The organism is Bradyrhizobium sp. ma5 (assembly GCF_042258955.1).
In the GTDB taxonomy this organism is placed as follows: Bacteria; Pseudomonadota; Alphaproteobacteria; order Rhizobiales; family Xanthobacteraceae; genus Bradyrhizobium.
In genome coordinates, this window is the sequence record NZ_CP170156.1 from 1,347,251 (window position 1) to 1,368,116 (window position 20,866).

The 20,866-nt window shown below is 59.5% G+C and carries 18 protein-coding genes and 1 pseudogene; 7 read left to right on the top strand and 12 right to left on the bottom strand.

Translation table 11 applies throughout. The features are described 5' to 3' along the window. Nucleotides 1-1,031 precede the first annotated feature (1,031 nt). From ACE103_RS06235 to ACE103_RS06265, 7 genes are all read right to left on the bottom strand, one after another. Nucleotides 1,032-2,756 (bottom strand): adenylate/guanylate cyclase domain-containing protein, encoded by a 1,725-nt coding sequence (locus tag ACE103_RS06235; protein ID WP_375778724.1) that lies wholly within the window; start codon nt 2,754-2,756, stop codon nt 1,032-1,034. 253 nt (nt 2,757-3,009) lie between these two features. Beyond that, nucleotides 3,010-3,414, bottom strand: a complete 405-nt coding sequence (locus ACE103_RS06240; protein ID WP_375778725.1) for an MAPEG family protein — start codon at nt 3,412-3,414, stop codon at nt 3,010-3,012. A 43-nt stretch (nt 3,415-3,457) separates the two neighbouring features. Next, nucleotides 3,458-3,742, bottom strand: a complete 285-nt coding sequence (locus ACE103_RS06245; RefSeq protein WP_375778726.1) for a hypothetical protein — start codon at nt 3,740-3,742, stop codon at nt 3,458-3,460. Nucleotides 3,743-4,814: 1,072 nt separating this feature from the next. Further along, on the bottom strand, nt 4,815-4,994 hold the full coding sequence (locus ACE103_RS06250; protein ID WP_223970370.1) for a hypothetical protein: 180 nt from the start codon (nt 4,992-4,994) through the stop codon (nt 4,815-4,817). 1,880 nt (nt 4,995-6,874) lie between these two features. Further along, nucleotides 6,875-7,885, bottom strand: a complete 1,011-nt coding sequence (locus tag ACE103_RS06255; protein WP_375778727.1) for a D-alanyl-D-alanine carboxypeptidase family protein — start codon at nt 7,883-7,885, stop codon at nt 6,875-6,877. A gap of 218 nt (nt 7,886-8,103) precedes the next feature. Further along, nucleotides 8,104-8,280, bottom strand: coding sequence for a DUF2934 domain-containing protein (locus tag ACE103_RS06260; protein ID WP_375778728.1), 177 nt, complete (start codon nt 8,278-8,280; stop codon nt 8,104-8,106). A 67-nt stretch (nt 8,281-8,347) separates the two neighbouring features. Further along, nucleotides 8,348-8,551, bottom strand: a complete 204-nt coding sequence (locus ACE103_RS06265) for a CsbD family protein (RefSeq protein ID WP_223970368.1) — start codon at nt 8,549-8,551, stop codon at nt 8,348-8,350. Nucleotides 8,552-8,810: 259 nt separating this feature from the next. On the opposite strand from ACE103_RS06265, the gene ACE103_RS06270 reads away from it, so the two are divergent. Then, nucleotides 8,811-8,978: a cold-shock protein gene (locus tag ACE103_RS06270; RefSeq protein WP_375778729.1), complete on the top strand. Its 168-nt coding sequence runs from the start codon at nt 8,811-8,813 to the stop codon at nt 8,976-8,978. A 31-nt stretch (nt 8,979-9,009) separates the two neighbouring features. Here the strand turns inward: ACE103_RS06270 and ACE103_RS06275 are convergent, their stop codons facing one another. Next, entirely contained in the window at nt 9,010-9,654 is a 645-nt protein-coding gene (locus tag ACE103_RS06275) for a hypothetical protein (RefSeq protein ID WP_375778730.1), read from the bottom strand. A 223-nt stretch (nt 9,655-9,877) separates the two neighbouring features. Next, nucleotides 9,878-10,030 (bottom strand): hypothetical protein, encoded by a 153-nt coding sequence (locus tag ACE103_RS06280; protein ID WP_375778731.1) that lies wholly within the window; start codon nt 10,028-10,030, stop codon nt 9,878-9,880. A 276-nt stretch (nt 10,031-10,306) separates the two neighbouring features. Here ACE103_RS06280 and ACE103_RS06285 point away from each other — a divergent pair, with 276 nt between their 5' ends. Continuing rightward, a complete protein-coding gene (locus ACE103_RS06285) occupies nt 10,307-12,841 on the top strand; it encodes an excinuclease ABC subunit A (protein ID WP_375778732.1) in 2,535 nt (844 codons plus the stop codon). 320 nt (nt 12,842-13,161) lie between these two features. Here ACE103_RS06285 and ACE103_RS06290 read toward each other — a convergent pair whose 3' ends face one another. After that, nucleotides 13,162-13,464, bottom strand: coding sequence for a plasmid stabilization protein (locus ACE103_RS06290; RefSeq protein ID WP_375781020.1), 303 nt, complete (start codon nt 13,462-13,464; stop codon nt 13,162-13,164). Nucleotides 13,465-13,619: 155 nt separating this feature from the next. Beyond that, nucleotides 13,620-13,881 (bottom strand): annotated as a pseudogene (locus tag ACE103_RS06295) (DNA ligase); the annotation flags it as partial. Nucleotides 13,882-14,010: 129 nt separating this feature from the next. On the opposite strand from ACE103_RS06295, the gene ACE103_RS06300 reads away from it, so the two are divergent. Further along, nucleotides 14,011-14,868, top strand: coding sequence for an enoyl-CoA hydratase/isomerase family protein (locus ACE103_RS06300; protein ID WP_375781021.1), 858 nt, complete (start codon nt 14,011-14,013; stop codon nt 14,866-14,868). Nucleotides 14,869-15,466: 598 nt separating this feature from the next. Beyond that, complete coding sequence (locus ACE103_RS06305; protein WP_375778733.1) at nt 15,467-15,709, top strand: hypothetical protein; 243 nt, start codon at nt 15,467-15,469, stop codon at nt 15,707-15,709. 699 nt (nt 15,710-16,408) lie between these two features. On the opposite strand, the gene ACE103_RS06310 is transcribed toward ACE103_RS06305, so the two are convergent. Then, nucleotides 16,409-16,753, bottom strand: coding sequence for a hypothetical protein (locus ACE103_RS06310; protein ID WP_375778734.1), 345 nt, complete (start codon nt 16,751-16,753; stop codon nt 16,409-16,411). A gap of 384 nt (nt 16,754-17,137) precedes the next feature. Here ACE103_RS06310 and ACE103_RS06315 point away from each other — a divergent pair, with 384 nt between their 5' ends. From ACE103_RS06315 to ACE103_RS06325, 3 genes are all read left to right on the top strand, one after another. Next, nucleotides 17,138-18,097, top strand: coding sequence for a formylglycine-generating enzyme family protein (locus tag ACE103_RS06315; RefSeq protein ID WP_375778735.1), 960 nt, complete (start codon nt 17,138-17,140; stop codon nt 18,095-18,097). A gap of 17 nt (nt 18,098-18,114) precedes the next feature. After that, entirely contained in the window at nt 18,115-19,761 is a 1,647-nt protein-coding gene (locus ACE103_RS06320) for an arylsulfatase (RefSeq protein ID WP_375778736.1), read from the top strand. A gap of 89 nt (nt 19,762-19,850) precedes the next feature. After that, nucleotides 19,851-20,861: an AAA family ATPase gene (locus ACE103_RS06325; protein ID WP_375781022.1), complete on the top strand. Its 1,011-nt coding sequence runs from the start codon at nt 19,851-19,853 to the stop codon at nt 20,859-20,861. Nucleotides 20,862-20,866: the final 5 nt, after the last annotated feature.

Genomic DNA, 20,866 nt, shown 5'->3' on the forward strand with positions numbered 1-20,866 from the left:
CACCCGCCGATACGATCCTTTCAGGACTGGGTAGGGCGTTTCATTAAGATCAGGATACAGCCCAGAGGGGCCGTCTATTTTCGAACAGCGGCGGTTCGGCGTGAGAATGGAAATAAGGAGCGGCCCCAGCTGATGCCTCGCTGGGGCCGCTCCTATTAGGAACGAGCAGGATCCGCGCAGGGTTAAACATGTGTCCGGTGCCATAGGGCATCGGCCGGTGCGGATGATGACCAACTGAAAACGGCCCCAGTTCGACCCCACGCTGGGGCTGTTTCTTTCGAGCAGGCGGATGGGGAGGGACGTCCATGCATGAAGATTGCGAAATGTTTCCCGATGCGGAACTTTGGCTGGCGGTCGCATGCGGACCAGCGATTCTGATAGCCGCCATGATGATCGCATCGCTGATTTAACGACTTCACGGGCTGACACAAAGAGGGAAAAACTGTTGGCGCCCGGCCGCCCGCGTGCCGCACCTTGGCGATTTTGTCTTGAGAATTTGTTCGGAACGGATATTGGTCCAGGTAAGAGCTGAACTAGGGGACCAAATCCTACGCGCTTGCCGCAGCGACAGTTTTGGTCGGCTGGTCTTCGATCTCTTCGAGTTTCTGCGCGATTGCGGTCATTGACCCGTAAGTTGCATTGTTCCTATAGCGGGGCCCAGTATCAAAAAAGGCATGGACCGTTTGCCGCATTGAGTTTCGGGCCCTTACGCTAACTACGGCATTACTCTTGCGGGCCCGGATGGAGCGTCCGTTTTTCGGTTTGATGCTGCTCAATCAGCCGAGCAATGCCGTCCAAGGTCTTCTGATCTGTGATCAGCATCCGGAGCGAACGGAAATGCGCAATCCGTTCGTCAATCTTAGCGCATCTCTCACACATCAAACGCGTCCGTACAGCAGGCGGGAGCGCGCAGCGTCTCTCAGTCAACGGGGCCTGATCCGCGCGCCGTTGATCTGCTACAACAAAATTGATGTCGATTTGTTTCTAATTTGGCGGTTGAAGCTCGGAGGATCTCAGCCAAGCGGTCGTGCTCACTCAGGTAGTCCCGCGAGGCGGAGGCCCTCAGTATACTTTTCGATAAATTCCGGCTTCTGGTAGGGGCCGAGATAGGACGCGAGACGCGAAAGGCGAAACTCCGGGTCCGCCGATAGCAATCGCGTCCCTGTTTTCCGAGCGAGATCCGTCATGTTTGCGAAGGCAGCGCTCGCAGCAAAAATACGTAGACTCGGATGTGCATTGGGATTTTCCCGAAGTGTTCTTTCGGCCCAAGGCATCGCCTCATCGTATTTGTCGAGGAAGAAGAGGGCATGCGCCATGGCCGACCGGATAGTGGCAAGACGGTCTCCCTGCAGCGGGTCGTGGCGCATCGCCCGAGCCAAGTGCTCCACCGCGACCGCCGGGTTGCCAGACCACAGATTGATCCAGCCGCTGTTAGCCCAGGCCTGCGCCAAGTTCGGATTTAGTGCTAGGGCCCAATCAACCAGGGACTTCGCATGAGTAAGATCGCGCAGGACGTGGGCCACAGCCCAGCCCGTGTTACTGAGAGCGGCCGCGTCGTCCTGGCCAATTCGCAAGACGATATTGACCAAGTGGGCGACTTCCGCGTTCTCCTCGTCGGGATTTAATACCAGGCCAAAGGCCTTCCGTTGGGCGTGACCTTGCAGAAGCAGGCCATAAGCGGGGGCAAGTCCCGGATCAAGCTCGATGGCGTGCCTTAGAAGCGGCATCGCTTCTTCAAGGCCCTGCTTTGATACGTGCTGCAGATAGGCGAGACTTCGAAGGTAGCAGTCGTAGGCGCCGAGATTTCCAGCAGCTTTGCGCCTGGAACGGTCGATGTCGGACTGCTCCAGACGTGGCGCAAGGGCCGCAACGACTCTCTCCGTGACCTGATCCTGCAATTCAAATACATCTTCGATGGCACCGTCGAAGCGATCCGCCCAAACGTGCGCGCCAGTCACTGCGTCGATCAGTTGACCGGTGATGCGTAGTCGGCTGCCGGCCTTACGCACACTGCCTTCGAGAACGTACCTTACACCGAGAGCTCGGCCCACTTCTCGTATATCGGGTGATTTTCGCTTGTAAGAAAAAGATGAGTTCCGCGCAATGACGAACAGCGACTTGAAGCGCGACAGCGCGGTAATGATGTCGTCGACCATGCCGTCGGCAAAATACTCCTGTTCGGATTCTCCAGAAATGTTTTGGAATGGGAGAACGGCGATGGAAGGCTTGTCGGGCAGCGCGAGGGACTGCACAGTCTCGGCCGGCGTTTTTGTTGCCGGCGAAGAGCCGTGGCCGATGCGCACGCGCCAAGCCCGCATCGGTTCGGCAATATTCTTGAGAGTTTGAGTACCCATATCCTCCAAGATGCTATCAACCTTGCCACGAACCTGCCGGTGAGCATCGTCGGAAATGCAAATTCCACCCGGCTCCGCGATCCCTTCCAGACGCACGGCAATATTGACACCATCACCAAAAATATCATCGTCTTCGATGACAATATCACCGAGGTGAATGCCGATGCGAAATTCAATCCGTTTGTCTTGCGGCACATCGGCATTTTGTTCTGCCACGCCGCGTTGGACCTCGTTGGCACAGCGCACGGCATCGACCACGCTGGCGAATTCAACGAGAGCGCCGTCCCCAGTGTTCTTGACGATTCGCCCGTGATACTGAGCGATTTTGGGATCGAAAGCGCCTGCCGGAGAGCTTTCAGTTGCGCCAGCGTACCTTCTTCGTCGATCCCCATTAAACGGCAAGAGCCCACGACATCTGCCGCCAGAATAGCCGCCAATCGCCGCTCTACGTGCTCGCTGCTCAAGTCACCCCCCCTGGCTCGGGGAAAACCGGATGTTCAATATCACAGTTATGGGCCGATGTCCGGCTATGCCCGGGTCTGGTGGGTCGAGAGCGCCGGTCATAGACCGCGCCCCCTATGTCCGGCCGACGATCTAACGATCCCATGCAGTTTGCCCAAGCCTTGCCCTGCGGACCGCCGGACGCAAGACGTCTCTAAAACGCCAACCTCCAAGCCCAATAGACTCCGATCGCCATTTGCGCGGCGAATGCAGAAAATCGAAGACTTACGGCGATCGAACTGGTCGAGACAAGATGGATAATCGATTGCGCGAGCCGTGCCGCGAGAAACCAAAGCGCCAGCGCGTCAGTGATCGTCTCTTTATCCAGCAAGATTGCAAAAGCTAATAGCCCTCCAAAAACAGGCAGCCCTTCGATGCAGTTCGCATGAGCGCGCGCAAGGCGTCGCATGAATGGCGACAAATTTGCGTTGTCGGGGGTGAAGCCATTTGCCTGAACCCTGCCGGTGACCACCAGGCAAGTCCGGATGGTCTCCATTAGCACCAACAGAAAAAGCGTCCACGAGATGAAACCGATCAATGAGAAAGCTGTGCTGGACATTCTCCCTCCTAACTTGAACGGCCGACATTGTGATTATTGCTTTTTAGAGTTCAAGCCCGATCTCAACCAGCCGGCGTGTTGCCTCTAACCGCGAGATCTCATTCGCTTCTGCCAATCTATCGATCTGAGATGTGACATCCTCAGTCGCGGCTGCGGGTGCCGGTCGGATAGACGCTGTCCCGAACCTTGGACACCGCACGCCGCTCGGTGAAGGCACAACAAGCTTGCCATCGTTGATCGCTGACGCTGCGGAAATGTGCCAGGCGTCGTTGGCGATTTTCTTGAAGCGCTTCGACCAGTCGTGGCCGCGGCGGGCGTAGATCTTCACCTCTTCATGGGCGAGGTGGATCTGGACGCGATAGCCATCGAATTGCCCAGCATTCGCCGCTGGGCACCCTGTCGATCGGCGAAGCCAACGCGGGCGCAATGAAGCCCGGAAACAGGGCCTTGATACCGATCTGCCGCCGGCTTTTTGCGCTGGAACGGCATGGTTAGACCAGGCGCAGCGTCAGCTGCCGCCGATCTCCGCTGGCATGTGAGTGCCAGCGGTCGGGCGATGTTGATGCCGGGATTGAAGAGCCGAAAACCAGCTCGATAATCGACGTCGTCGAACGCATATAGTGGCTCGATAGTTCGGACTTGGAAGAAGCGTGGCGGTCGCCGCGGGGCGAACTCGCAGTCTAATCGTTGTGGACCTGAGCCGATGTTTTTCATCTCGAAGGTGCTGTGCTAGTTGCGCTAAGCGATTCCTAGATCCCTACTCGGTCCAAGTACGGTCTCCACACTGCTCGCATTCAAACGTATGAATGACAATTCCGCTCTCAGATTCCATGATTGTTCTGACAAGAGTGAGCGTAGCTCCGCAAAAGCGGCAGTCATGATGTGATCGGTCCTGGACAGTAGCGATCTTCTCAGCTCGAAATAGATCCACGCCGGCCGCGCCATTGGTTTTGGAAGTGTCAGCTGCTCTTGAAGTCGCGATGCGTTACAATCGCCTTGCAAAATGCTCGATCAGCGTCAGCCGCCCACGCATCTGAACCGGCAAATGGGTTCAAGTGGGACAAACACGCACGAACGTTACGGCGATTCCCGCCCTCGCGGTGTGGCGCGATCCCCACTGTGGACAACAATCGCCTCGAATGCTCGAGCCCGCTCCATGAGCGAGGTTAGGGAAAGCCCCGACGTGATGACAGAAAAAGCTTTCTGGTTGAGTTAATGGCTAAAGTTGCCCAATCATAGATGTCCACTTCGGTCAAAAGCGTCGATCGCGACCGAACTTGGGACTTCCGGTTCACTCCGGAGAGCCGACGTTCTTACGTCACTGAGATCGTCAGCTAGCAACCGCGGCCGTCACCGCCTTGGTCAACGAAGGATTGGTCCAGGCGTGGAATTAAACGCCATCATGCGGCGGCATCGACGGTCGCAATGACACTGCGCATGTCGCAGGCCAGCTGGCGGTAGTGCGCCCCCAGGCGCAGGTAGAGCTCCCGCTTGCTTCCATCCGCCTGCCGGCCAGCGATCAAGTCGCACTCCGTAGCGAGATCCTCAAATCGTTCCAGCTTGGCCAGAAAAGCAATCATAGCGGTTCCCCTGAACGCTTACTAAGGGACCGACCACGCTACTATTTGGATTAGTTCTTGCTAAACATCGTTATCGGGCAGAACTATTTTTGTTGTCGCACCGATTGCATCTTCCGACCTCAATCGCCCGGCGGCTCTGCTGGCGTTCTACGCCGGCTCGCTCGCCGCTGGGAATCAAGAAGATGCGGGAGCGGTGACAATTGGCGACGCGGCTCGGGACTTCGCTCGGTGGCTGGTTGGTCTTGGATATTGGTCCGACGCTTGCGGCTGATTGCAGGGCCAATTAGGCCGATCAATACTAGCGCGACTCCTACGATGATGAGCCAGTGCGGTAATTCCAGCCATCTCATCGCGGTCTTGATCATATCGGCCTACTTCGCCGCCTTGACGCGTGTGCTTGGAAACCGAGCGATGAGCTGCGCACGAAAATTCGCGATATCTCGAAGTAGATCGTCAAAACCTTTCCCCTGCGGAAGCTTGCGAGCGGTCGCTTTAGCCTTGCCGCCATTTCTTGCAGCTCCTGCAGGTCGTTCACTCTGGGGCCTAGGGGCCGGGTGCTGAGGCCTTCACTTGAAACGCCGATTTTATCTCTTGGAGGTCGGCAGCTTCGATGCTGCGCCCTCCCAGATGCTCCCGCTATAGCCTGCGTGCAACAGTGACCCTAGTTTCCCGCTGCGAGTGGTCGAGCTGCGTTGCCGACGCGCGCCAAACTTACCTCTTTGGAGGTATTAAACTTTTGTGCGTTTTCGTGCAGACTTACGCCCATCAGGATTTTGCACATCCTTCCTGGGGCTAGAAGCTAACGCCGCTCCGCGTGTATTTTAAGCGGGCGGCGTTTGTGCGTTTGGCAGCACTGCATAAATGGCAAAGGCCCCAACGGGGGCTAGCGCGTCAGGGCCTCTGCAATCATCGATCCGGAGAGCCATATTCACCTCTCGTTCCGGACGTGATCGCTGTCCACTGTACCGAAAAGCGGGAGCGGGAAATGGACCCCTCCCGGGTTACCTCATTTGACAAGCTTCCTAATCGAATGGCGACCCCGGGCTGCCGCCCATCCAGTGCGGACGGCCTTCAATGTGCTTTTTGCCACAATTCTGGGAGCGCCCGCCGATTCAGGCCGGCGGTTTCTTGCCTGCGTGGTTGTGCGCAGCAAGTCATTGGGCAGCGCCATTTCACATCCTCTTCAACCACTGTGGATATGCTGCAGACACTTGCGGATGAATGGCGATCTCCCCGGTGCGCGATCAGACCTGACGAGGCGATTGCGAAAAAGTACGCCGCCGGGCTCAAAACACGTTGTCCCGGCGGCATAATGATTTTCCAGCGCTGGGCCCTGAATTCCCGGTGGGCTGTAGGCTTAGCAAATGCGAGGGCAATTGACCGTTGCCCGACCCACACAAGATTAAGAAAGAGGAGCCGGCAAGCTATGGGGCAGGGCGCCGGCTCCTCCCAAACGATGACCGTAAGACGTCCCCAAACCGGTCCCGTCCCGTTGGGAGCGTGCGCCGATCTGGTTGCTTATTTGCTAGCGGAGCTAAGCCGAGACTGCGCCGTGAGCGCGCTGCGTCCCACGACTGACGGCAATAACGAGATCCGGCCGACCGAGCACCTCAACGAGCCGAACTAAACATTCGCCATCGGTTTTCGGCGGGAGCAGGTGGCAATGCAGGTCAGGTCGCTATCCGCTTACAACCGCCACTGGTAGCTGATCTCACGGCACCTCGCGAAGGGCGTCGCGCCTGAAGCGAGGCGCTATTCGCAGCGCGAGTATAGCCTGATCGACGCCGCCAGCCCACACCAACCTCGGCTGCTAAGAGCTCACCGAAACGATCGGCCTCGATGCTCCTCACGTCTTTCCATTGGGTGAACGCCCGAGCCAGCTAGGCGCGCGAGCCGATCCTAGTCATCGCGCGTTTCGATACTTTCTTCGACTTTGCCCGCGCCCCGGTCAGGGTCGAAGATGCTGCAACTCGTGTGTGCCGCTTGCCGCTAAGCTTAGCGTGCTTGGATCCCGTACGGTGGGATGCGTATTCCTGACCATCGATCGGTGCGAGATGCGGTGGGTCCATGCTCAGATATGGTCGGCCCACTCCGAACTGCTTTCCGTGCTCGTCGATCCATTTCCATAGTCTCTGGCTCTCGATGACACGCTCCTCCTTGGTGCGACCATTCACGCTAATCACATCTGCTGCGAGCCCATGACTATAGCCGCCACGCGAGCTACCACCGTGATATGACTTGTCATTCTCAGCCTTCAGTCCGCTTGCAATCGATTGGCGATAGTCGTCTCGGAATCCGCTCGTGATCCCAGGCGCTAATCCGGCCTGTTCTGCTGCATTGAGAATATAGAATAGCTTGAGCTTAAACGCTCGATCCATTCCGCCGATTACGTAGTCCATCAAAGGCACGCCAGCTTTTTCTGCTGCTTTGGGATCCTTCCACCCGAAATCACTTTCAACTCGCTTTGAAATATTGCGAGTGATTGTGACCAGCTTGCCCTTCCGCTTGATCGTTACATTCTTCCTTTCGTACGCAACGATCCAGTCGATCTTGGGCGCTCGCACGTAGAGTGCTTCAAGGAAGCGATCGATGCATGCCTCTACAACAAAGCATTCATCGAGAACCAGGACAGTGTCGATGCCGCCCGGAACTGCCGTGGACGGACTGGTTACTAGAGGATTAGACGGCGCCTTGCTCGATGTGGTTGACATGGGATCGAGTGAGGCGTGGTCGCTGGTAGGGAGCACTGCGCTGCCGTCCGCCTGACCCCCCAGCTCCGATGCAATCGCTTGCTGGCTCTGACCCTCTGTAAGGGATGTTGCGTTCGCCGTCTGAATAACTGCACAGCAAGCCAGGAACATCAAAAATGCAGCACATAGCCAGCTAGCCATGTAACCGTACCGGCCTTGCCCAACGCCACTAACCAGCTTGCCAGATGACATAGGTGATCAAAATTAGCATAGGTTAAATCAAAGACCACAGCGTGCCATCCTGCTGGCGGCTTGGCAACCGGCTCACTCTGCCAAACTGTCGGGTTTGGCAAAAGCCCAGTCTTTTAAGGATGTGCGCCTCAGAATAAGGCGAGGGCAATTGCGGGGCTTTGGCCAGGCTAAATTAGCAGATTGTCCGTCATACCCGGTGGTGGTTGACCAAGGTCGGAAACTTGCCTGAGCAACTCGTTCTCAGCTTGATGCCAGAACGTGTCCGCCAGACCTTCCGGTGCGCCGGCCTCCTGCCAAAGTTGAGAGGCTCTCGTGCGAATTTCTTCTTCGGTTGGCCCCGACATCAAATGCTCCGCGATAATCTTAGATCTAAAAGCGAAGGGCCCTGCCTTACGCAGAGCCCTTTGAGGATTACCACTTCTGACGACCGTACCAGTCGTTCACTTCCTTCTGCGCTTGATCTTTCGCGTAACCGTAACGCTCCTGCAATCGACCCTCGAGTTGGTCCTGCTTGCCGGCTATGACGTCAAGATCGTCATCGGTCAGCTTGCCCCACTGCTCCTTGACCTTACCCTTCATCTGCTTCCAATTACCTTCGACCCGATTCCAATCCATCGTTGGTCTCCTTCGAAATTGGGATTGTTGGTAACTTAGCTCGGTTTCGATCGTTCCTACCGGTGCACGGGTGCGCTAAGTTACAAAGTGAACATTAGGATTGGTTCAGTCCACCGGCTACTTCGCGAGCGTTTGACGCTAAACAGATCTCTGCCCTGACGTTTGGTGTTCTAGTTTGATTTCTACCCGCTCTCGGGCCGCTGGAATCGATCGTCCATAGTTAGATTTTGCGATCGATTAGCGAGGAGAGTGACGACGCGTGGCGATGGGTGCGGTGAAGTGGTTTAATCCGATAAAGGGCTATGGCTTCATTCAGCCGGATGGCGGCGGCAAGGACGTGTTCGTCCACATTTCCGCGGTGGAGCAGGCCGGCTTCAGTAACCTCGTCGAAGGGGCGAAGGTGAGCTACGAGCAGGTCGTCAACTGAGGAAAGACTCCGGCCGAAAATTTCAGAATGATCACATCTTACTAGACGAAGTGCACTCCGTCGCCGAAGTCAATTGACGGTCTTCAGGAGCCGCAACCGCACGAAGGGCGGCGGGTTTGCTGCCTTTCGGGCTGGGGGCATCCACGACCAGGCTGTCAAATTCCATTCCGGGAGCGGTTTTGATCACCGGATCCTGAGGAACGCCGTCGGCGGGCTCGTACCATGGCGCCTTCTCGATCGCTCCGCCCTCGAGGGCGTGAGCCATCAACTGCCCGATTTCGGGGCCGGTCAAAGGGACGAGGCTACCGTTCTCATTCTTAAATAGCTGCGGACAGAAATAGAGCGCATGTATCCGCGGATCGTACCCGTCCAGAACGAGGAAGTGCTCCGGCTTACGGAAGAGCCGTCGCTTGGTAACGAGCTTCCTGTCCTGCGTTGTGAGGGCGACCCGAAGCTTGTCGCGTTCATGACCGACGATGGTGGCCGCCTCTAGCAAAACCAGCCAATCCTTGGTGTGCGCGTTGTCTTCGTGGATGGGAACCAAAGTTCCCTGCTTTCTGCTAAAAATGCCCATACGGGCAGGGTAACGATTCGGAATAAAGCGCACAACCAGTCTTAGATGGCTAGGATGTCGGTCAGACAAACGGATCACGCCACTTGCCCGGGTATCGGCCATCTGGCGATTATTCTCGGCTGCTGGATCTCGTCGTCCGTCTCGATCGATCCGGAAACGTCGATGGAGTAATAGATGCCGAGATGGCGCTTGTTATTCCGCTGTCTGGAGGGTTTCGGGAACCATCGTCCTGACCAGGCTGCGATATGAAGTTAACGCCGCAGCGCCTCGTATCTTCCTCCGCCTTGCACCATAAGCTCGGCAAACTGAAGCGAGAACGGTGCCGTTAGTGCCGGAAATAGATAAAATAAACTACCGCAAAAGCTACGACCACAAGGCAAAGGCTGACGACCAGTACGTTGCGCACCGTCGGGCCACGCTCGGCTCCACGTGCTTCCACGGCGGTCTCCACAATTCTCTCATCTTGCAGCTTGGCCATTTCTATCCTTCACCCGATGATGTCGAGCCAAGCGTTCGAAGTGGCGATTTGTTCCCGTCGATCGCGGGGGCATTGGGTCGCTCGAGCGAGCCGCGCTGCTATTGGGATCGGCAGCAAGACGACCACCCCCATTTCTGCCTCTCTTATATTTGAGGAACCGTCCCCGATCACCTCTGGCCACCTCGCATGCGTTCGACAGCCTCCTCCCGACGGAACTGGCGTCAGGTCGTAAGGTTCTATTTGAGGCGAGATCACGACGCTCGCGAAAGGAGTTTGATGGACGCACGGGCGGAGGGCTCCAGCAATGCGGAATTTGAAGTCGATAGCGGCTTCGTCCGGGTGCGGGGTGCCCGCGAGCATAATCTCAAGGACGTGTCGCTGGACATTCCCCGAAACGCGCTGGTCGTGTTTACGGGAGTCTCCGGATCCGGCAAGTCTTCGCTCGCCTTCGGAACGCTCTATGCGGAGGCTCAGCGCCGTTATCTCGAGTCCGTCTCGCCTTATGCCCGGCGGCTGTTCCACCAGATGGCTGTTCCCGAAGTGGATTCGATCGACGGGCTGCCCCCTGCGGTGGCCCTTCAGCAGCAACGAGGTTCGCCAACCACCAGATCGTCAGTCGGAAGCGTCACCACGTTATCCAATCTGTTGCGGATGCTTTATTCGCGCGCTGGTGATTACCCGAAAAATCAGCCTCTGCTTTACGCCGAATCGTTCTCTCCGAACACGCCGGAAGGCGCCTGTCCGACCTGCCATGGCATCGGACGCGTCCATTCCGTCGATGAACGTTCACTGGTGCCGGACGACACGCTAACCATCCGGGAGAGGGCGGTAGCGGCCTGGCCGAGCGCTTGGCAGGGTCAGAACCTCAGGGACATCCTGGTGACCCTCGGATACGACGTGGACAAACCTTGGCGGGAGCTTTCCAAGAGGGATAGGGACTGGATCCTGTTCACTGAACAGCAGCCGACGGTTCCGGTCTACGCGGGGTACAGTCCGGCCGAGACCAGGCGGGCGCTAAAGCGGAAAGAGGAACCCAGCTATCAGGGCACCTTCACCGGGGCGCGCAGATACGTTCTTCACACGTATGCGACCACGCAAAGTGCTATGATGAAGCGTAGGGTCGCTCAATTTCTTTCGAGCTCCGACTGTCCGGTCTGCAAGGGAAAGCGTCTCAAGCCCGAGCCGCTTTCGGTTACTTTCGCCGGAATGGACATCGCGGACATCTCGCGTTTGCCGCTGAAGCGGCTTCGATCCTTGATCGATCGTCATCTGAGCCAAAAGAAAGTATCTGCCGATCATCCCGAAAAGGCGCTCGTCGTGCAGCGCATCACCGAAGACATGTCCGCTCGCCTCGATGTGCTGCTCGACCTCGGTCTCGGTTATCTGACGCCCGATCGCAGTACGCCGACGCTGTCGCCAGGAGAGCTCCAACGGCTCCGGCTGGCGACGCAGGTGCGCTCTAGCTTGTTCGGCGTCGTCTACGTCCTTGACGAGCCTTCGGCCGGGCTCCATCCGGCGGACACGGAGGCGCTACTGCGCGCCCTGGACCGCCTGAAGTCTTCCGGCAACTCGCTGTTCGTGGTCGAGCACGAACTGGACGTGGTGCGGCACGCCGATTGGATCGTCGACGTTGGTCCCGACGCCGGCACCCGCGGAGGGCATATCATGTACAGCGGTCCGTTGGCCGGCCTCGCGGACGTGGAGGCGTCCCGAACACGACCATTCCTGTTCGATGCGAACGACCAAGCCGAAAAGAATCCTCGAACCGCTCAAGGCTGGCTCAAGCTCCGAGGCGTCACGCGCAACAATCTCCAGCGACTGGATGCCGAGATTCCGTTAGGCGTATTCACGAGCGTCACGGGGATTTCAGGCTCGGGCAAGTCGAGCCTGATCAGCCAGTTTCTCGTCGATGCCGTCGGGGACGAACTGGGGCAACGAGTTGAAAATGCGTACGATGGTGATGCGCTAGAGGCGGCGGTCAAGACCCTGGGCGGTGAAATCGTGGAAGGGCTCGACGTCATCAAGCGTTTGGTCGTCGTGGACCAGAAGCCGATCGGTCGGACGCCACGATCGAACTTGGCGACCTATACCGGCTTACTTGATCACGTCCGCAAGCTTTTCGCCGCAACCAAGCAGGCGCGCGCACGGCGGTACGATGCCGGCAGGTTTTCCTTTAATGTTGCCAAGGGACGTTGCGAAACTTGCGAGGGTGAGGGGTTTGTGTCCGTCGAGCTGCTGTTCCTTCCGAGCGTGTACGCGCCCTGTCCCACCTGTAAAGGCGCGCGCTACAACGCCAAGACGCTCGAGATCAGGATCCGGGATCGGTCCATTGCCGACGTACTTGCAATGACCGTAGACGATGCGTTCGATTTTTTTGCAGACGACCAACCGCTGCGTCGATCACTGGGTGTACTTCGGGAGGTCGGTCTCGGATACATCCGATTGGGGCAGTCGGCTACCGAACTGTCCGGAGGCGAGGCCCAGCGCGTCAAGCTCGCCACGGAGCTGCAAAGAGCTCAGCGCGGGCATGCTCTCTACGTGCTGGACGAGCCCACGACCGGTCTGCATCCATCGGATGTAGCGAAACTGATGAAGCAACTACACGGTCTCGTCGAAGCCGGGAACACGGCCGTCGTAGTCGAGCACGACATGACCGTGGCGGCTGCGAGCGATTGGATCATCGATATTGGTCCCGGCGCGGGCGATGAGGGCGGCCGCATCGTGGCTGCGGGAACGCCAGCACAGGTATCGAGCGAACCGCGAAGCCGCACGGCTCGTTATCTTGCGGCCCGTCTATCCGCGTCTGCTTGATCGTTTGGCAGCGCCTGGTCCCCGTTCTTCTGAGCGGATCTGTTCTTCCATTCCCGGCTTGCCGACCGTGATCCGTCTTTGGCCGCTTAAAATGCAAGACGGGTCGCTCCAAAGATTTAAACGATGGAAGGATCGCGTGCCTGTTCGAATCAACGGCTGTGAGCCCGAATTTTCCGGAGACGACATTCAGCGCGAGGAACTCGGGCCGCGCGGAGTGCGCGTAAGCCTGATCCTGCCAAGATGACGCAAAAAACACCTAAGAACGTGGATTCGGGCCGGTCCGCCTAAACATCGGAGTAGCGCGGGATCCATGTTGTCGTTCAGCCGGCGCGTCTCTTGCGAGTCCGTGCGGCCTTCTTCGCCGATGCCGAACGCGCCGCCGCCGGCCTGCTGGCAGCCGCTTTCGCGCCGAGGCGGCCACCCTTCCGCTCTGGAGAATGATCTTCGGCCTTGCCTCTGCCCGAGCCGCTCTTCTTGCCGCCGTGAGTCGTCTTGTTGACGGTAGCCCAGGCGCGCCTCTCCGCTTCGCTTTCCGTCAATCCGCGCTGCTCGTAGCCTTCCTCGATGTGCCGAGCCATCCTCCTTTGCTTGCCGGTGTAACTCGATTTATCGCCGCGGGGCATGGAACCCTCCTCTACGTGAAGTACGATAAATCCGAAATCCGGGGCGATGTTCCACATCGGCGCGACCGGCCTTTCTTCCGGAGGCGCCAGAGCCGTGGTGATCCAGGTAGGCGCTGCAGACTTCGGTCGGGCCGGAACGATGCAGCGGCTCTCGTTCACAGATCCTCCCGCACGCCACGAAAAAACGGATGCCGCACCTTGCCCTCGGCAGATTTCGCGCGGCGCTCGATCTCGGCCAACACCTCGGCTCGCCCCAGATCGCCTGGTGCTTGATCCGTTTGGTGTACGGCTGCGTCTTGCGGATCAGCGGGGGCAGGCCTTCCGGAGATCGGCACCCGAGGCCTTATCGAAGCCGTGGTCGACCTTGCCGGCGTAGACCAGGTCGACGCCATGAGTTCGGCCGACATAGATGCCATCCCGTTGCCGTCGATGCCGCAGCGAGGGAACTCGTGGCCCGGAACTTCGATGGTCTGCGCGAGAGCGTCGAAGTCGAGATACGCAAGCACACCTCCGGCAGCCCGCCGAACAGTCGAGGTTGAGGTAAAGATGACAGATATCAACCTTTCGATGACCGATGGCGTCGCGACCGCCCGGCCAAGTGCTCGCAACGCCATGACGCTCAGCATGTGGAAAGGCATGGCCAAGACCTTCGGGGAGCTAGGCCAAGACAAGGACGTTCGCGCGGTCATCCTGACCGGAGCAGGCGAAGACTTCAGCGTCGGCGCCGACATCGTCGAGTTCGGCGCCGTCCGGGAGGATGCGACCGCCAGCACGGCATATGAAGTGGCCGTCGACGCCTGTTCGGATGCGATTGCCGGTGTGCCGCAGCCCGTCATCGGAGTGATTGCCGGGTACTGCCTCGGAGGAGGGTGCCATCTGTCGATGGCGTGCGATTTCCGCTTCGCCAAGCCGACGGCCAAGTTGGGGATTCCGGCGGCCAATCTCTCCATCGTGTACGGCGTTCGGAGTACCCGACGGCTTCTCTCACTCGTCGGGATCACCAGTGCGAAGCGCATTCTTTTCGCGGCAGAACGGATTGATGCTCGAGCGGCGCTGCATATGGGACTTGTAGACCGGGTCTCCGACGATCCGCTCCGCGATGCATACGGTTTGGCGGCCCAGATCTCGTCAAAGGCGCCGCTATCGATTGCGGGCGCAAAATACATTCTCAACGAGGCGGTCATGGGAGGTGACGGATCGCTAGCCCAGGCGATGATCGATCACGCGTCAGATAGCGACGACTACAGGGAGGCGCGCCAAGCCTTCGCGGAGACCCGCGCGGTAGTGCGGCGGGTCTTCTCCCTGATCTTGTCCCAGCCGCCGGTGCCAATGAGCACCACTGATGAAAATCGCAGCGCGCCCGATCGCTCAACCTCGGGCCAGAAAGCCGGTTCTGACACATAGGACACCGGCAATATCGCGGGCTCTTGCCCTGACGGAACGCACAATGAAGGCGTATGCCAGAGATTCCGGCCCCGAGTGCAGATCACGATACGCGCTCGATATACCGAGGCTACTCACACCCCCGTAGCAGGGACGATCCCCGCGGGGAGGAGACTGGCCGCCTATAGCGGCGCCCGGGCAAAGCGATTGGAAGTCGTGGCTCCAGACCGTGTTCACCTCTTGCGGGAGGGGAGGGCGACGGAAGGAGAACTTTGGCCAAAGAACAAGTCATTGCTATAGCCTAGCCGTCATCGCCCAGCGCAAGCCTGCCAACTCGATTGTTAGGTCAAAGCTGGGTTTGTACTAAAACGCTGCGTTGCGGACTTGACGTCAGTGCGCGCTAAAGTCGGCTCATCCATAGGACACATTCGGATCGTCTTCGCCGCCTCCTAACGATTTTCAATTAGGTGCCTTGCAATGTGTCCGATGGATTTTCACCAAACAATGACCAGCGGTAGCCGGAAAGGGGGTACGAACATGTTCGTACCTTGAATGCTTCCCGTCATGGAGCATGCTGTTCAAGCATCGCTGAGACGAGCCGGCAAGACAGGGAGATCACATGTTAAATGCGAGGTTATTTAGCGCTTTGGGCCTATTTGCGGCATTGCTTTGCTGCGCATTGCCTGCCGATGCTGCGCCGAAGAAAAATGTCGACGCTATCCGTGCTGAATGTTTTAAACAGGCGAACGCAGCTGCGCAGGCACAGTCGGCCAATATGAGTAGCGGAGCGACTGCAGCTGCCAATAGCGCGGGCTATTCTACCTATCGTTCCTGCGCGCAGAAGAACGGTATCCGTCCATAGTTGTAGTCTGGGTTCCTACTCGAGAGGACCGCCTCCTGGCGGTCTTTTTCTCTGGGGTAGGGCGGCCACTGGCCCACGTTGGCGTGCATACGACACAGTAGAACGGCTGGACGCCAACAAGAGCCGCAGGCCTCCGTCGCGACAATCGTCGTTCGCGGCTGCTAAAGGCTGCAGTGCCACATACTGCGACATTTTATCCGATGCCGCCTCTGCAGCGCCACCGCCCCTGCGAATATCGCCATCGTTTTGGAAGCCGAACTGGAGATGAACATGAGCGTGACGCCATTCCTCTAGCTCTCGATATGCACGCTACAGTAGCACAGGGGCAGCACCAGCGGAAGGACGCGACGAGTGCGACTAAACAGGCAAACTCGGCTTTGCTCAGCCAGCTCCCTTTCAGCGACAACAACGATTGCAACAACGCGACCACCCACAGCCATGTCGATCACTACGGCGGCGTCCGCGGCGTCACGAGCGAGGAGGACGTCAAGGCCAGCAAGGTCAAGATCTATGCGCAGCACGGGTTTCTGGAAGCCGCGGTGGCGGAGAACGTCATGGCCGGCACCGCGATGAGCCGGCGCGGCAGCTCCTACATGCATGGCAACCTGTTGAATCCTGATTCGAAGGGGCAGGGGGGTGCGGGTCTCGGCACCACGACCTCCGCAGACACCGTGACCCTGATCGCGCCCACCAACATCATCAAGGAAACCGGCCAGCTGCGCCCCTCCTACCGAGGAGGACAGGTTTGGAATTTGCCGGCGCCCGGCACACGGCGAGGTCCTGTGCCGGTTCTTCAAGCCAATCGTCAAATAGACCCAAGGAGGAAAGCGAATGAAATCTCTCACTGGCGTTGCGCGTCGCGGCAGTCAACTTGTCGCTTTGGTTTCGATTCTTACGTTGCCGGTCACCAGCATCGCTGCGCCGATCAGTCCTGCGCCAGTCGCCACGCAAGCCGATGCACAGCACGAAGATATTGTTCATGTCCGTGCGATGGCGCGTGGAGGACGAGCCCATGTCGGCCCCAGGGGCGGCGCCGTCGTTCATCGCGGCGGCGCCGTGGTCGGGCCGCGAGGCGGGGCGTATCGCGGCCGTACCGCCGTGGTAGGCCCACGCGGGAACGTGGCCGTTGGCGGCAGGACCGTCGCGAGAGGCGGCGGCGGATGGGCCAGGCCCGGCTGGTATGGATGGCCGAGGGGCGGAGCTATTGCGGCCGGAGCAGCAATCGGCATGGTGACGGCAGCGACAGCAGCCGCCTGGGCCGGCGCCGCGCCGGCGCCCGGCATGTGCTGGTACTACACCGACCCGTCGCGAACACAGGGCTTCTGGGACTACTGCTCACGGTAATGCGCAAGGAGGTGCATCGCCATGTCCCGGGTAGAGATTGCCTCCACTGAACGAGAGTGTGACCACTGCGTCCAGACTGACGACATGGTCTGGGTTCCCGGCGGCACGTTCCGCATGGGCTCGGACCAGCATTATCCCGAGGAGGCGCCGGCGCATCGAGCGTCGGTGGATGGCTTCTGGATCGACCGCACGCCGGTGACCAACGCGCAGTTCCGCGAGTTCGTGCGGGAGACCGGGCACATCACGGTCGCCGAGCGGCCGCCCGATCCCGCGCAATATCCGGGTGCGCTACCGCATATGCTTTACGCCGGCTCGCTGGTGTTTCACCCGCCGCGCCGGGTCACCACCTTGCGCGACTGGAGCCAATGGTGGACCCTGATGAAGGGCGCGAACTGGCGCCGCCCCTACGGCCCGCGCAGCAACATCAACGTGCTCGGCGGCCATCCGGTCGTCCACGTCGCCTATGCCGATGCGCTCGCCTACGCCAAATGGGCCGGCAAGGAGCTTGCGACCGAAGCCGAGTGGGAGTTCGCGGCACGTGGCGGCCTCGACGCCGAGGAATATGCCTGGGGCAATGCGCTGACGCCCGGCGGCAAGCACATGGCCAACATCTGGCAGGGCAATTTCCCGCTGCAGAATCTCTGCGAGGACGGGTTTGACCGAACCTCGCCGGTGACCGCATTCCCGCCGAACGGTTACGGCGTCCACGACATGATCGGCAATGTCTGGGAGTGGACCGCCGACTGGTGGTCGGCCCGCCACGAGGCCGACGCGGCAAAACCCTGCTGCATCCCGCAAAACCCGCGCGGCGGCCGCGAGGACGCGAGTTACGATTCCTGCCAGCCCGCGATCAGGATTCCGCGCAAGGTCCTGAAGGGCGGCTCGCACCTCTGCGCGCCGAATTACTGCCGCCGTTATCGCCCCGCCGCGCGTCATGCCGAGCCGGTCGATACCTCGACCAGCCATGTCGGGTTCAGGTGCGTGGTGCGGCCCTGGAGGTCTCAGCCGGCGCAAGAGCCTTTCCCAGCGCAAGAGCCTTTGTAAGGAGTAGGGAGCGACGAATGAGTGACGATGAAGCCAAATTGAAGAACAGTGGGGCGGCCAAGCTCAACGATAACAGTCGCGGTTCGTTACTTCGCAGCTTGTTCGCGGCAGCGTTGGTCGCGACAAGCCTGTCGCCATTGGCCAGGTCGCCCGCGCTCGCGCAGCAGCCGAATGCGGCGAAGCCGAACATCCTGGTGATCTTCGGCGACGACATCGGCCAGTCCAACATCAGCGCCTATACGCGCGGCGTGGTGGGGTACAAGACGCCGAATATCGATCGCATCGCCAATGAAGGGATGATGTTCACGGACTACTACGCCGAGAACAGCTGCACGGCCGGCCGGTCCACCTTCATCACCGGGCAGGCTTGCCTGCGCACCGGCCTCTGCAAGGTCGGCATCCCCGGCGCGACTGTCGGCCTGCAGGATCGCGACATCACGATCGCACAGGCGCTGAAGCCGCTCGGTTACGCAACCGGTCAGTTCGGCAAGAACCATCTCGGCGACCGCGACGAATATTTGCCGACCAAGCACGGCTTCGACGAGTTCTTCGGCAATCTCTATCACCTCAATGCCGAGGAAGAGCCGGAGCGGCCGTATTATCCAAAGAACGACGCAGCGTTCACAAAAAGCAACACACCGCGCGGCGTTTTGAAAGCGTCCGCCGACGGAAAGATCGAAGATACGGGCCCGCTGAACCGGAAGCGGATGGAGACCGTCGACGATGAGACCACGGCTGCAGCCATCGATTTCATGCAACGTCAGGCGAAGGCGAACAAGCCGTTCTTCACTTGGATGAACACCACGCGCATGCATGCGTTCACACACGTCCGCGCATCCATGCAAGGGCAGAGCGGCATGCCGGGCAACGAATATGCCGACGGCATGATCGAGCACGACGGCGATGTTGGAAAGCTCCTGAAGGCACTGGACGAACTCGGGATCGCCAACAACACCATTGTCGTCTACACGACCGACAACGGTCCGAACCAGTGGTCCTGGCCGGACGCGGCCACGACGCCATTCCGCAGCGAAAAGGATACCAACTGGGAAGGCGCATTCCGGGTGCCGGCGATGGTCCGTTGGCCTGGCCACGTCAAGGCCGGCGAGGTGTCCAACGAAATGATGTCGGGCCTGGATTGGTTCCCGACGTTGCTCGCTGCGGCGGGCGAGTCCGATGTCAAGGACAAGCTACTGAAGGGCAGCGATATCGGCGGCAAGTCGTTCAAGGTGCACCTCGACGGCTATAACCAGCTGCCATATCTGACCGGCCAACAGCCGAAGTCCGCGCGTAACGACTTCTACTACTTCAACGACGACGGCCAGGTCGTCGCGTACCGCTATAACGACTGGAAGATCGTGTTCTGCGAGCAGCGTGAGCCCGGCGGATTCGTCGTCTGGGCGAATCCGTTCACCTGCCTGCGCGCACCGAAGGTGTTCAACCTGCGCATGGACCCCTTCGAACGCGCCGATGTGGTCTCCGACCAATACTACGACTGGTTGGCCAAGAACGCGTACCTCATTCAGTACGGCGTCTGGCGGGTCGCTCCGTTCCTTCAGACGTTCAAGGAGTATCCGCCGAGCCAGCGTTCGGCGAGCTTCAGCATCGACCAGATGGTCGATGCGCTGATGAAGACGCTGGACAAGCAACCGGGTGCAAAATAGCGCGAGCAACGTGCGGATCCGGCCGCCGCGCCTCGGCGGCCGGACCATTTTCAGGTTCAGGTAACATGTCGGATTCTCGATTGAGTGAGTTGAAGGCCGTGGCGGAGCAAGGCAGCCAAAAGAAATCGGCGGCCCGCGACGCCGTACTCGACCTCAAGGCGCGCATCGGAAAATCGGTGCTCGGGCAGGAACACCTGGTCGAGAGCATGCTGATCGGGCTGCTCGCCAACGGCAATCTCCTGATCGAAAGTCTGCCGGGGCTTGCCAAGACGCGCGCGGTAAAGATGCTGGCGAAGAATCTCGCCGCGGACCTGTCCCGCGTGCAGTTCACGCCGGACCTGTTGCCGTCCGACGTGACCGGTGCAGAAATCTACCTGCAGACCGAGAAGGGCGGTCAGTTCCAGTTTCAGAAGGGACCGATCTTCGCCAACCTTGTGCTGGCGGACGAGATCAACCGCGCGCCGGCCAAGGTGCAGTCGGCGCTGCTCGAAGCGATGGAGGAGCGCCAGGTCACGGTCGCGGGCAAGACCTACAAGATGCCCGATCTGTTCATGGTGCTCGCGACCGAGAACCCGATCGAGCAAGAGGGCACCTATCCGCTGCCGGAAGCGCAGCTCGACCGCTTCCTGATGCATGTCGTGATCACCTATCCCGACGAGGCGACGGAAGGCGAGATCATCAAGCTCAATCGGTCCGAAAATGCGCGCAAACCCGGAGCCGCAGCCGGCGAACCGCCGGCCGTGCCGCAGCAGGCGATCCTCGACGCGCGCGGCGAGATCGACGGCATTTTCGTCTCCGACCTCGCGCAGAAATACATCGTCGACCTGATCTACGCGACGCGGTTTCCCACCCGCTACGGCGACCCCCTGGGCAAGTGGATCCAGATCGGCGCCAGCCCGCGCGGCAGCCTTGCCATCGACCGCTGCGCCCGGGCGCGGGCGTGGCTCGACGAGCAGGACTTCGTCACACCTGACCACGTGCGTGCCGTCGTGCACGACTGCCTGCGGCATCGGCTGATCCTGAGTTATGAGGCCATATCGCAGGGCGTCAGCCCCGATCAGGTGATCGACAAGATCACCGAACTTGTCGCTGCTGCGTGAGGTCG